The organism is Streptomyces sp. NPDC047886 (genome assembly GCF_043204435.1).
Taxonomy (GTDB): domain Bacteria; phylum Actinomycetota; class Actinomycetes; order Streptomycetales; family Streptomycetaceae; genus Streptomyces.
In genome coordinates this window covers 1014141-1026376 of record NZ_JBIDCF010000002.1, presented here as the reverse complement: position 1 = coordinate 1026376, position 12236 = coordinate 1014141, and the positions used below count along the sequence as shown (strand labels likewise).

The following is a 12236-nucleotide window of genomic DNA, read 5'->3' as shown; positions in this document are numbered from 1 at the left end:
GAGCTGTGGCTGACGGATGGACGTGGGGTTTCAGGTGCGCAAGAGGTTCGCGGGGGCGGTTGCCACCCTGCTCATATCGGCCACGGCGGCCCTGTCGGGCTGTACGGCGACGGCGGCGAGCGACCGGCCCACCGGCCAGACCGCCGACCGCTCAGGCCCCGCCACCGCCACCCCCGGCGGTACCGGCGGCAGTGGCGGTACTGGCGGTACTGGCGGCAGCGGTGGCGCGGGCGCCGGGGGAGCCGCGGCGGGCGGCACGGCGCCCGACCGCGCCGCCGCGTACCGCAAGTGGGGTCTGGAGCCGCTCGCCGTCCCGCCCGCGCCACCGGCCGCCAAGCCGGTCAGGACACCCCGGAGCGGCGCGGGCCGGGTCCCGGTGATCAGCGAGATACCCACCGACGACAAGGTCGTCTTCCTCACGATCGACGACGGCGCCGAGAAGGACCCGGAGTTCGTCGCGATGATGCGGGAGCTGGACATCCCCTTCACGATGTTCCTCACCGACTCCGCCATCTCCGCGGACTACGACTACTTCAAGCCCCTCGCCGCCCTCGGCAACGGCGTCGCCAACCACACCCTCACCCACCCCGACCTCCGCACCCTCGGCGCGAGCGACCAGCGGCGGGAGATCTGCGGGCAGCAGACCAGGCTGGCCGGGAAGTACGGCACCACACCCCGGCTGTTCCGCCCGCCGTACGGCAACTGGAACGAGGACACACGCACCGCCGCCGGGCAGTGCGGCATCGACGCGATCGTGCTCTGGCGGGAGTCGATGCAGATCAGCGACATGCAGTACCAGCGCGCCGACAGGAAGCTGCGCCCCGGCGACATCGTGCTGGCCCACTTCCGCGGCCCGGCGGACCTCAAGGGCACGTCCATGACGGAGATGACCGCCAACCTGCTGCGCCGCGTCCACGAGCAGGGATTCACGATCGCCCGCCTCGAGGACTACGTCTGACGGACAGGCCGGGGAGTCCGCCGCCGTCGGCCGCCCGCGAAGGCCGTGGCCCACGGCCGCCTGGCGGTTCGGCTCGTTCGGCTGTTCGGCTGTTCGGCGTCAGCGTGCCGCGGGCCGGCCGATCAGCATCGTCGGAGCCCCCGACACCCGGGTGAGGAAGACGGTCGCGGCGTTGCGGCCCTTCGGCTTCACCTTGCGGCGCAGCTCCTCCGGCTCCACCGCCGAGCCGCGCTTCTTCACGGTGAGGGTGCCGACCTCGCGCTCGCGCAGCAGCGCCTTCAGCTTCTTGACGTTGAAGGGCAGCTCGTCGGTGATCTCGTACGCGGTGGCGTACGGCGTGGGCCGCAGCTCGTCCGCCGTGACGTAGGCGATCGTCTCGTCCACGAGCCCGCCGCCCAGCTGCCGGGCGACCTCGGCGACCAGATGCGCACGGATGACGGCGCCGTCCGGCTCGTACAGGAAACGGCCCACCGTCCGCACCGGCGGCGCCGGCGGCGGAGTGGACGCGGTGAGCGTCGCCCCGCCCGGCAGGAGCGTCGCCCGTACGGAGCCGGGGGCCGTGCCGAACCAGAGCACCGCCTCCTTCACATCGCCGCCGTCCGAGATCCACTCGGCCTCCGCGTCGGGCGGGACGATCTCGTGCGGGATGCCCGGGGCGATCTTCAGCGCCGCGTGCGGGGCCTTCCGCGCGGTCTCCACGGCCCACGACAGGGGCGGCGAGTACGCCTCGGGGTCGAATACCCTGCCCCGCCCGCCCCTGCGCGCCGGGTCGACGAAGACCGCGTCGTACGGCGAGGTGTCGATCTCGGTGACATCGGCGCGGCGCACCTCGATCAGGTCGGACAGACCGAGCACCTCGGCGTTGGCGCGGGCGGCCTCGGCCGCCAGCGGATCACGGTCGACGGCGAGTACGGAGATCCCGGCGCGGGCGAGCGCGAGCGCGTCGCCGCCGATACCGCCGCACAGGTCCACGACGCTCCGCACACCCAGGCGGGCGAAGACGGCGGCACGGTGATCGGCGACCGTCCTGCGCGTCGACTGCTCGACACCGTTCGGCGTGAAGTACATCCGGTACGCGTCGTCGGCGCCGAACTTCGCGACCGCCCGCTGCCGCAGCCTGGCCTGTCCGATCGCCGCCGTCACCAGCTCGGCCGGGTGCTCGCGGCGCAGCCGGGAGGCCACCGCCAGCTCCTGGGCCGGGTCGTAGTCGCGCAGGGCGGTCAGCAGGGCCTGGCCCTCGTCGGTGAGGAGCGCGGAGAAGGCAGCGAGGTCGGTCACCCGCCCCATTGTGGGCCAGGCGGGGGATGGTGCGCGTCCGGCGGCGGTGTCGGCCGTACGCGAGGGCGCGGCGCTGACAGGATGCGGCGCCATGCAGCTAGTACGACAAACTCGGCAATCGCCGCGTATGCGGGCGTCCGTGGCGCTCGCCGCCCTTCTGGTCGCCGCCCTCGGCTCCGCCTGCGCCGCGGGGGGCACGGACGCGTCCGGCCCCCGCGGCGCGGAGATCCGGCCCGCCGCCGGCCAGCCCCAGCCGGCCGGCAAGCGGGCCGGGGAGCGGGCCGAGCGGCAGGCGCAGGCGCCCGGCGCGGCGGGCGCCCTCGCCGCGTACGTCGAGCGGGTGAAGCGCGCGCACGCCGCCCGCGCCGCGGCCGCCAGGAAGTGGGGCCTGAAGCGCACGCCGCTGACCCCGCCCCCGCCGCCCGACAGCAAGCCGGAGATCACCTTCCGCAAGGGCTTCGGCGTCGGGGACCCGAGCCTGCCGCCGGTCTTCACCACCGTGCCGACCAGCGACCGGGTCGTCTTCTTCACCATCGACGACGGCGCCGAGAAGGATCCCGAGCTGCTGAGGATGATGGCCGAGCTGGACATCCCCTACAGCGCGTTCCTCAGCGACTACCTGGTGAAGGAGGACTACGGCTACTTCAAGCGGATGCAGGACCTGGGCGTCTCCCTGCAGAACCACACGCTCAACCACCGGTACATGCCCGCCCTGTCGTACGCGCGCCAGGAGCGGGAGATCTGCGGGCAGCAGGACACCATCGAGAAGCGGTTCGGCAAACGGCCGACGCTGTTCCGTCCGCCGTACGGCAACTACAACGCCGACACGCTGCGCGCCGCCCGGTCGTGCGGCATCAAGGCGGTCCCGCTGTGGGCGGCCGAGGCGTTCCCCGACCGCATGGAGTGGCGGGAGTGGGACAAGGACCTGCACCCCGGGGACATCGTGCTGACGCACTTCCGGGGCCGGGGCGACTGGAAGGGCAGCATGGCCGACATGGTGCGCAGGGCCATGGACGTCATCACGGCCAAGGGCTACGCCGTCGCGAAGCTGGAGGACTACGTGTGACCGACACCGCGGTCCACGGGCGCGGCGCGGCGACGGAACCCCTTGCGCGCGGCGCGGGCGCGGCGCGCCGGGGCGGGCCGGGTGTGCGCGGCGCGGCGCGCCGGGGCGGGCCGGGCGGCGTCCTTCTCGTACGGTCGTGAGGAACCGGCGTCGGCGTGGTCGGGAACCGGCGTCGGCACGGGACGGAACCGTCGTCGGCGTGGGAGGGAACCGCCGCCGGCGCGGCTCGCGGCGCGACGCCGAGGGTGGTGAATTGGCACTCCGCTTGACCGAGTGCTAATCACGGTCATAGTCTCAGCCTTGGCACTCCCCACCGGAGAGTGCCAACACAGCGACGGGCAGGTCCGGCACCCGCGACGACGGATCCACCTGGTCGCCACCTCAGACAGATGACCCCGTGAGATCTCCGAAGGGGGAGGTCGGATCGTGACGACCACCAGCTCCAAGGTTGCCATCAAGCCGCTCGAGGACCGCATTGTGGTCCAGCCGCTCGACGCCGAGCAGACCACGGCCTCGGGCCTGGTCATTCCGGACACCGCCAAGGAGAAGCCCCAGGAGGGCGCTGTCCTGGCCGTGGGCCCGGGCCGCTTCGAGAACGGCGAGCGTCTTCCGCTCGACGTGAAGGTCGGCGATGTCGTGCTGTACAGCAAGTACGGCGGCACCGAGGTGAAGTACAACGGCGACGAGTACCTCGTCCTCTCGGCCCGCGACGTGCTCGCGATCGTCGAGAAGTAGTTCACCGCAGCAGAATGCTCTGAACCGCGCCCCTGGCCCCCGCCGATAATCGAGATCCCGGGCGGCGAGGGGCGCGGTTCGTCTCACCGGCGATGGCGGCCGCAGGCGCGGCCGAGGATCGCAATCGAGAGGACTGAATCGCTCCCATGGCGAAGATCCTGAAGTTCGACGAGGACGCCCGTCGCGCCCTTGAGCGCGGCGTCAACAAGCTTGCCGACACCGTCAAGGTGACGATCGGCCCCAGGGGCCGCAACGTCGTCATCGACAAGAAGTTCGGTGCGCCCACCATCACCAACGACGGTGTCACCATCGCCCGCGAGATCGAGGTCGAGGACCCGTACGAGAACCTCGGCGCCCAGCTGGTGAAGGAGGTGGCGACCAAGACCAACGACATCGCGGGTGACGGCACCACCACCGCCACCGTCCTGGCCCAGGCCCTGGTGCGCGAGGGTCTGCGCAACGTCGCCGCCGGTGCCTCCCCGGCCGCCCTGAAGAAGGGCATCGACGCCGCGGTGAAGGCCGTCTCCGACGAGCTGCTCGCCACGGCCCGCCCGATCGAGGACAAGGCCGACATCGCCGCCGTCGCCGCGCTGTCCGCGCAGGACCAGCAGGTCGGCGAGCTCATCGCCGAGGCGATGGACAAGGTCGGCAAGGACGGTGTCATCACCGTCGAGGAGTCCAACACCTTCGGCCTGGAGCTGGACTTCACCGAGGGCATGGCCTTCGACAAGGGCTACCTGTCCCCGTACATGGTCACCGACCAGGAGCGTATGGAGGCCGTCCTCGACGACCCGTACATCCTGATCCACCAGGGCAAGATCGGCGCGATCACCGACCTGCTCCCGCTGCTGGAGAAGGTCATCCAGGCCGGCGGCTCCAAGCCGCTGCTGATCATCGCCGAGGACGTCGAGGGCGAGGCCCTGTCGACCCTGGTCGTGAACAAGATCCGCGGCACCTTCAACGCGGTCGCGGTCAAGGCCCCCGGCTTCGGCGACCGCCGCAAGGCGATGCTCGGCGACATGGCCGCCCTCACCGGCGCCACCGTCATCGCCGAGGAGGTCGGCCTCAAGCTCGACCAGGCCGGTCTGGACGTGCTGGGCACCGCCCGCCGCGTGACCGTCACCAAGGACGACACCACCATCGTGGACGGCGGCGGCAACTCCGACGACGTCCTCGGCCGGATCAACCAGATCAAGGCCGAGATCGAGACCACGGACTCCGACTGGGACCGCGAGAAGCTCCAGGAGCGCCTCGCGAAGCTCGCCGGCGGCGTGTGCGTGATCAAGGTCGGTGCCGCCACCGAGGTGGAGCTGAAGGAGAAGAAGCACCGTCTGGAGGACGCCATCTCCGCGACCCGCGCCGCGGTCGAGGAGGGCATCGTCTCCGGTGGTGGCTCCGCGCTGGTCCACGCCGTCAAGGTGCTCGACGGCAACCTCGACAAGGACGGCGACGAGGCCACCGGTGTCGCGGTCGTCCGCCGCGCCGCCGTCGAGCCGCTGCGCTGGATCGCCGAGAACGCCGGCCTCGAGGGCTACGTCATCACCTCGAAGGTGGCGGACCTCGACAAGGGCCAGGGCTTCAACGCCGCGACCGGCGAGTACGGCGACCTGGTCAAGGCCGGCGTCATCGACCCGGTGAAGGTCACCCGCTCCGCGCTGGAGAACGCCGCGTCGATCGCCTCCCTCCTCCTCACCACCGAGACGCTCGTGGTGGAGAAGAAGGAAGAGGAGCCGGCGGACGCGGGCCACGGCCACGGTCACGGCCACGCCCACTGACGTCCGGACTCCGGCGCCCGGCGCCTGACGTCCTGACGAGTGCTCGGCACTGAGGCCCGGCGCCCCCACGGGGGCACCGGGCCTCCTGCACGCCCGCCGCCGGGCCGCCGCCCGTTCGACCGTTCGCTGCGGCGCCCGCCATGGTCCGGCCCCCCGGCGCCCGCCACGGTCGGCTCCCCCGGGCGCCCGCGGCCACCCGGCGCCCGCTGAGCCACGGCACCGGGCGCTCACGCGGGCCGACCGCCGGTCACGGCCCGTGTGAGCAGGCCGACCGCCGGTCACGGCACCCGTGTGAGCGGGCCGACCGCCGGTCACGGCATCTGAGTCAGCTGGGCGCCCGCCGGTCACGGCACCCGTGCGAGCAGGCCGACCGCCGGTCACGGCACCTGGTTGACCAGCCCGGCCGCTAGTCACGGCACCCGCTGATCAGACCGCCCACCGCGTCATGTCACCCGGCGCTCACGCCACCCGCGCCCGCCTGCTGCCCCCGGCTCACGGCGCCTGGTCCTCACGGCGCCCGGGGGCTCCCGGTCCCCGCCGCGTCACGGCACCGGACGTGTCAGCGCGCGCAGGCGGGCCGGGGGCTTTCCGGGCGGCTCACCTGGGGCCGTACTTGCGCCCCGCCCGCGAGCTCACCCCGCCCAGCAGGCCGCGCGGCGCCAGCTTCACGACACCCATCAGCGCCTTGTAGCGCGGGTCCGGCACCGACAGCGTCCGCCCCCGGGACAGGTCGGCCAGCGCCGACGTGACCAGCTTGTCGGCGTCCAGCCACATCCAGCCTGGGATGTTGTCCGTGCCCATCCCGGCCCGCTGGTGGAACTCCGTCCGGACGAAGCCCGGGCACAGCGCCATCAGCCGCACCCCGCTGCCCGCCAGGTCCCGCGCCGCGCCCTGGGTGAACTGCACGACCCACGACTTCGACGCGCCGTACGTGCCGCGCGGCACGAACGCGGCCACCGACGCCACGTTCACCACCGCCCCCCGTTTCCGGTCGCGCATCGAGGCGGTCGCCGCGGACGTCAGCCGCAGAACTGCCTCGCAGTGCACCTTCAGCATCTTCAGCTCGTCGGCCATCTTCACGTCCAGGAACCGGCCCTTGTTGCCGAACCCGGCGTTGTTCACCAGCAGGTCGACCGGCTGCTTGGGGTCGGAGAGCCGTGCCTCGACCGCCGCGATCCCGTCGTCCTCCGACAGGTCCGCGACCAGCACCTCCGCCTCGATGCCATGCCGGTCATGCAGCTCGGTCGCCTGCTCCCTGAGCCGTTTCGCATCGCGGGCCACCAGGATCACGTCATGGCCGTCCGCCGCCAGCCGCCGCGCGAAGGCGGCCCCGATTCCCGCCGTCGCGCCAGTAATCAGTGCACTCGTCATACACGGCACGTTAGTGCCCCACGTGCGTGTAAGGAGTACGCGCCCGTCCCGCCGCCCGCTCCCCCTCCTCGACCACGGCGAACTGCCCCATCATCCCCGCGTCCTCGTGGGACAGCAGATGACAGTGGTACATGTACGGCGTCCCGGGGTCCGACGGGCCGTCGAAGCGGAGCGCGATCCTCACCGTGCTGCCCAACGGCACGGCCACCGTGTCCTTGCGTCCGCGCAGCTCGGGGCCCGGTTCCCGCCCGTCGACGTCGACCACCCTGAACTGCACGTCATGGACGTGGAAGTTATGGGTCATGTCGCCGCCGTTGCGGAGGGTCCAGGTCTCCGTCGTCCCCCGAACGACCGTCTCGTCCACCCGGTCCAGCACCATCTCCCGGCCGTCTATGCCGGACCTCAGCAGCTCGAAATGGCGGCTGCGCGTGGACTGAGCCGGATCCGGGAGCTCCTGCTCGACCAGCAGGGCAGGCAACCCCGGCGACGGCCGCAGCGAGGACACCGCCCGCAGCTCGAGTACGTCGAACGAGTCCGCGCCCCCGTTGAACCGCTTCTCCCAGCCGTTGCCACCCCGCCACGGATGGCTGCGCAGCACGGTCCGCTCGCCCGGCGCCATCCGGACGACCACCTCGGCCCGTTCGCCCGGCGACAGCTCTATCCGGTCCATCGGCGCCGGCCGGTCGAGGAGCCCGCCGTCCGTACCGATGAGAGAGAAGGCGCGGTCGTCGTCGAAGCCGAAGGTGTAGACGCGTGCCGTGGACGCGTTGAGCAGCCGCAGCCGTATGAGTTCGTCCCGGACCGTCCGGTACGGCGCGAGCGTGCCGTTCACCAGGATCCGGTCGCCAAGGAAACCGGAGTCGCTCAGGAACCGGTGCCCGTGGTCGAACCGCGCGCCGTCGAAGCGGACGTCCTGCACGATCACCGGCACGTCGTCCACGCCGTACCGCCGGGGCAGGGTGAGGCGGCGCGCCGCCGGGTCGTCCAGGATGAACATGCCCGCCAGGCCGCGCTGCACATGCCGCTCGGTCGCGCCGTGCGGGTGAGGGTGGTACCAGAGCGTGGCGGCCGGCTGGTCGACCGTCCAGCGCGGTGCCCACGCCCCGCCCGCCGCTATCGGCTGGTGCGGCCCGCCGTCCATGGCGGCGGGCAGATGCATACCGTGCCAGTGGACGGTGGACGTCTCGCCCAGGGTGTTCCGTATCCGCACCTTCACCTTGTCGCCGCGCCCGGCACGCAACGTGGGCCCCAGATAGGACCCGTTGAAGCCCCAGGTCGGTGTACGGACACCCGGTGCGAACTCGGTCTCGCCCGCGCGCATGGTCAGGTCGAAGACCCGTGTGCCGTCCCGCTCGACTGCCGGTTCGGCCAGCGGCGGCACGGCCAGCTCGTTGGCGAAGCGCACCCCGCCGACCGTATTGATGTCCGCCGTCGTCCACAGCCAGGCGAACAGTCCGCCCAGAGCCGCGAGGAGCACCCCCGCGGCCGTCCCGATGACGAGCAGCACCCGCCGAAGCCGTCGGCGCCGCCCCCGTACCCTCGTCGTCTTCATGTCATCCAGCCTCACGCCGGCCGCCCCCCGGCCGCATGGGGCAGATCCCTGATCCGCCCCCGACCGGCCCCCTAGGTCAGATCGCGCGCGGCCTGCCCCGCGGTGTACTTCAGCGCCGCTTCCCGCAGTTCGGGGTGGGCGGCCTCGCCGGCGGCGAGGATCCGCGGCAGCAGCTCCCGCTGGGTGGTCTCGGCACGGAACGCCAGCTCGACGGTCACGTCGTGGTCCGGCCGGTGCACGATCTCGACCCGGTCGCCGGCACGGATCTCACCGGGCTCGATCACCCGCAGATACGCGCCGGGCGCGGCCCGCACGGTGAACCGCTTGACCCACCCCCGCTCGCCCAGCCAGTCGGCGAACGTCCGGCAGGGAACGCGCGGCGACGTCACCTCCAGCAGCAGCGTGGCCCCGATCCGCCACCGTTCGCCGATCAGCGCGCCGTTCACGTCGAGGCCGGAGGTGGTCAGGTTCTCGCCGAACGAGCCGTTGCCGATCGGTCGCCCGAGCTCGCGCTCCCAGTGGTCCAGCTCCTCCCGGGCGAACGCGTACACCGCCTGGTCGGAGCCGCCGTGATGACGCAGGTTGCACACCACGTCCCCGGCGACGCCGCCCCCGCCGACGCCCTTCGCCCCCGGATCCGAAACCCGTAGGGGGCCGTCGGCCGGACGCTTGTCGATTCCGGTCGCGCCGCCCGGCGTGTCCGTGAGGACGGTGGACCGCACCCGCCCCACGTTCACGGTCAGGACCTTCACGTCGCCCCCGTCGATGCCGGTCGCGCCCACGCCGCCCCCGTCGATAGCGGTCGCGCCCATGCCGTCCACGCCCGTGCCGTCCACGTCGTCCCCGTCGCTCATGGCCGCACGGTAACCGGGCTGCCTCAAAGTCAGCCATCGGTTATTTCGCGCCACATCCAAGGGACCCTTATATTCAGAAGGTGATCGAAGCCCGCCACCTCCGCGTCCTGCGCGCCGTGGCCGCCACCGGTTCCTTTTCCGCCGCAGCCCGTGAGCTGGGCTGCACCCAGCCCGCGGTGAGCCAGCAGATGAAGGCGCTGGAATCGTCCGCAGGCACGCCGCTGCTGATCCGTACCGGCCGGGAGATGCGGCTGACACAGGCGGGCGAGGCCCTGGTCCGGCACGCCGCCGGCATCCTCGCCGGGCTCACCGCCGCCGAGGAGGAGATCGCCGCTATCGCGGGCCTGCGGGCCGGGCGCGTCCGGCTGGTGTCGTTCCCGAGCGGCAGCTCCACCCTCGTCCCCACCGCGCTCGCCGCCCTGCGCGCGGCGCACCCCGGGACGCGGGTGTCGCTGGTCGAGGCCGAGCCTCCCCGTTCCGTGGAGATGCTCCGTGACGGCGACTGCGACGTGGCGCTCGCCTTCCGGTACGGCGGGGCCGCCAAGGACGGGGGCGCTGCCGCCGCCGAGTGGGACGACCTGGTGGTGCGTCCGCTGCTCACCGACCGGCTCGTCGCCCTGGTTCCCGAGGCCCACGGCCTCGCGGACGCGGACGCCCTCGCGATCGGCGAACTCGCGGGCGAGCCGTGGATCGCGGGGTGCCCGCGCTGCCGCCGCCAGCTTGTGGACGTGTGCGAGAGCGCCGGGTTCACGCCCCGCATCGACTTCGCGACGGACGACTACCCGGCGGTGGTGGGCCTGGTCGGCGCGGGCCTCGGCGTCGCCGTGCTGCCCGGTCTGGCCATCGAATCCGTACGGCCCAGGGGGGTGCGTACGGTGACGTTGGAACCCGTGGTGGAGCGCGAGATCGTGGCGCTGACGCTGCCGGACCTGGCGATGGTCCCGGCGGTCGCGGCCACCCTGGACCAGCTGGCGCACGCGGCGGCCCAGGCCTGAACCGCCCGAGCCGCCCCTCGGTCGCACCGGCAGCCCGTGCGCACGATGCCCTGACCGTCCGGAGGGGCGGAGCGTACGGAGGGGCGGCCTGCCGGGCACAGGCCGCCCCTCGCCCCGCACACCCTCGAGTGCGGAAACGTTACTTCACGTCTGATGGCCCGTCAGGGGCGCCCCGCGTGTGCGGGAGATGTAGTGATCAGTCGGTTGCGCGCTCGTCCCATGAGCTCCTCGCGCTCGTCCTCGGTGAGGCCGCCCCATACGCCGTAGGGCTCCCGCACGGCTAGTGCGTGGGCCGCGCACTCCGCGCGGACCGGGCACCGCATGCAGACCTCTTTCGCCGAGTTCTCGCGCGCACTCCGTGCCGCGCCGCGCTCTCCCTCGGGGTGGAAGAAGAGCGAACTGTCGACCCCGCGGCAGGCCGCGAGGAGCTGCCAGTCCCACAGGTCGGCGTTGGGTCCGGGAAGGCGGGAGAAATCTGCCATAGCGCATGTCCCCTTGAAACCGGTACTGAGCGGACTACTTGTCGCAGTAGATGTAAATATGACTCATTGCGAATCTAGCCATAGACACCAGCAAAGGGAAGGAAAAGGCGCTAAATGGGGCATAGCTGGGAGTGAGGTGGCGGTGACCTGCGGCGTTCTTCTCCGTATGCACTCCCTCACGTAGAGTGTCGGAGGGCGTGGCCGCACCCGTAACTCTTTCGGGTGACCGTCGTTGAGAGTGCGGAGCGGTTGACGCAACTAGCCCTCGGGCAAGTGTCCGAGGGTGTCTACCGCACAGGTGACGATTCGTAACCAGCCTGGAGGCTCAAGGTGACGCGCATCAGCTGCGGAGGACGGCCATGACATCCGTCCTCGTCTGCGACGACTCCCCGCTTGCCCGAGAAGCGCTCCGCCGCGCCGTCGCCACTGTGCCCGGCGTCGAGCGCGTGACGACCGCGGCCAACGGCGAGGAGGTCCTCCGCCGCTGGGGCGCAGACCGCTCGGACCTGATTCTGATGGACGTACGCATGCCCGGACTGGGTGGCGTGGAGACCGTCCGCCGACTGCTCTCCGCGGACCCCGGCGCCCGCATCATCATGCTCACCGTCGCCGAGGATCTGGACGGGGTCGCGCTCGCCGTCGCCGCCGGCGCGCGTGGGTACCTGCACAAGGACGCCTCGCGCGCGGAGCTGCGGGCCACCGTCACGCAGGCCCTCGCCGACCCGACCTGGCGCCTCGCCCCCCGTCGGCTCCGCTCTGCCGAGATGGGCGCCGCGCCCACGCTCACGGCGCGGGAGATCCAGGTCCTCGAAGGCATGAGTCACGGCCGCTCCAACGCCGAGATCGGGCGTGAGCTCTTCCTCTCCGAGGACACGGTCAAGACGCATGCCAGGCGGCTGTTCAAGAAGCTGGGCGCCTCGGACCGGGCGCACGCGGTCGCGCTCGGTTTCCGCTGGGGCCTGGTGCGCTAGGAAGTGACCGGTCGGATCCCCGTCCGCCGCGCGGCGGACGGGGCGGCGGAGGCCCGATGCCGGTTTCCGGCTCGATGCCGCATCCTTGAGGGGTGGAGTTCCTCGGGGACGAGTCGATCGAGCGGGAGGGGAGGGCGCAGGAGATGAGTTCCGGCGCACCTGCTCATAACGCTTCGGTGCACAACTACGGACGCGGTGC

The 12236-nt window shown here is 72.1% G+C and carries 12 protein-coding genes; 6 read left to right on the top strand and 6 right to left on the bottom strand.

Features of this window, described 5'->3' with window-relative positions:
- Positions 1–22 precede the first annotated feature (22 nt).
- Positions 23–958 carry a polysaccharide deacetylase family protein gene (locus ACGF5U_RS10290; protein WP_392711972.1) on the top strand — a complete coding sequence of 312 codons (936 nt, stop codon included), beginning with the start codon at positions 23–25 and terminating at the stop codon, positions 956–958.
- A 99-nt stretch (positions 959–1057) separates the two neighbouring features.
- Here the strand turns inward: ACGF5U_RS10290 and ACGF5U_RS10285 are convergent, their stop codons facing one another.
- Positions 1058–2245, bottom strand: a complete 1188-nt coding sequence (locus ACGF5U_RS10285; RefSeq protein WP_392712624.1) for an RsmD family RNA methyltransferase — start codon at positions 2243–2245, stop codon at positions 1058–1060.
- Between the two features lie 118 nt (positions 2246–2363).
- On the opposite strand from ACGF5U_RS10285, the gene ACGF5U_RS10280 reads away from it, so the two are divergent.
- Entirely contained in the window at positions 2364–3302 is a 939-nt protein-coding gene (locus ACGF5U_RS10280) for a polysaccharide deacetylase family protein (protein ID WP_392711974.1), read from the top strand.
- Here ACGF5U_RS10280 and ACGF5U_RS10275 read toward each other — a convergent pair.
- Entirely contained in the window at positions 3293–3481 is a 189-nt protein-coding gene (locus tag ACGF5U_RS10275) for a hypothetical protein (RefSeq protein WP_392711976.1), read from the bottom strand. The genes ACGF5U_RS10280 and ACGF5U_RS10275 overlap by 10 nt on opposite strands.
- Before the next feature lie 247 nt (positions 3482–3728).
- Here ACGF5U_RS10275 and groES point away from each other — a divergent pair, with 247 nt between their 5' ends.
- A complete protein-coding gene (gene groES, locus ACGF5U_RS10270; RefSeq protein WP_018528412.1) occupies positions 3729–4037 on the top strand; it encodes a co-chaperone GroES in 309 nt (102 codons plus the stop codon).
- 146 nt (positions 4038–4183) lie between these two features.
- Positions 4184–5812 carry a chaperonin GroEL gene (gene groL / locus ACGF5U_RS10265; protein WP_392711979.1) on the top strand — a complete coding sequence of 543 codons (1629 nt, stop codon included), beginning with the start codon at positions 4184–4186 and terminating at the stop codon, positions 5810–5812.
- Positions 5813–6409: 597 nt separating this feature from the next.
- Here the strand turns inward: groL and ACGF5U_RS10260 are convergent.
- From ACGF5U_RS10260 to ACGF5U_RS10250, 3 genes are all read right to left on the bottom strand, one after another.
- A complete protein-coding gene (locus ACGF5U_RS10260; protein ID WP_392711981.1) occupies positions 6410–7183 on the bottom strand; it encodes an SDR family NAD(P)-dependent oxidoreductase in 774 nt (257 codons plus the stop codon).
- 10 nt (positions 7184–7193) lie between these two features.
- Positions 7194–8735 (bottom strand): multicopper oxidase family protein, encoded by a 1542-nt coding sequence (locus tag ACGF5U_RS10255; protein ID WP_392711982.1) that lies wholly within the window; start codon positions 8733–8735, stop codon positions 7194–7196.
- A 71-nt stretch (positions 8736–8806) separates the two neighbouring features.
- Complete coding sequence (locus ACGF5U_RS10250; RefSeq protein WP_392712625.1) at positions 8807–9487, bottom strand: MOSC domain-containing protein; 681 nt, start codon at positions 9485–9487, stop codon at positions 8807–8809.
- A 182-nt stretch (positions 9488–9669) separates the two neighbouring features.
- On the opposite strand from ACGF5U_RS10250, the gene ACGF5U_RS10245 reads away from it, so the two are divergent.
- Positions 9670–10584 (top strand): LysR family transcriptional regulator, encoded by a 915-nt coding sequence (locus ACGF5U_RS10245; RefSeq protein WP_392711984.1) that lies wholly within the window; start codon positions 9670–9672, stop codon positions 10582–10584.
- A gap of 161 nt (positions 10585–10745) precedes the next feature.
- Here the strand turns inward: ACGF5U_RS10245 and ACGF5U_RS10240 are convergent, their stop codons facing one another.
- The gene (locus ACGF5U_RS10240) at positions 10746–11066 is read right to left on the bottom strand and encodes a WhiB family transcriptional regulator (protein ID WP_392711986.1); all 321 of its coding nucleotides are present in this window, start codon (positions 11064–11066) and stop codon (positions 10746–10748) included.
- 359 nt (positions 11067–11425) lie between these two features.
- On the opposite strand from ACGF5U_RS10240, the gene ACGF5U_RS10235 reads away from it, so the two are divergent.
- Complete coding sequence (locus ACGF5U_RS10235) at positions 11426–12037, top strand: response regulator transcription factor (RefSeq protein ID WP_003948568.1); 612 nt, start codon at positions 11426–11428, stop codon at positions 12035–12037.
- Positions 12038–12236 lie beyond the last annotated feature (199 nt).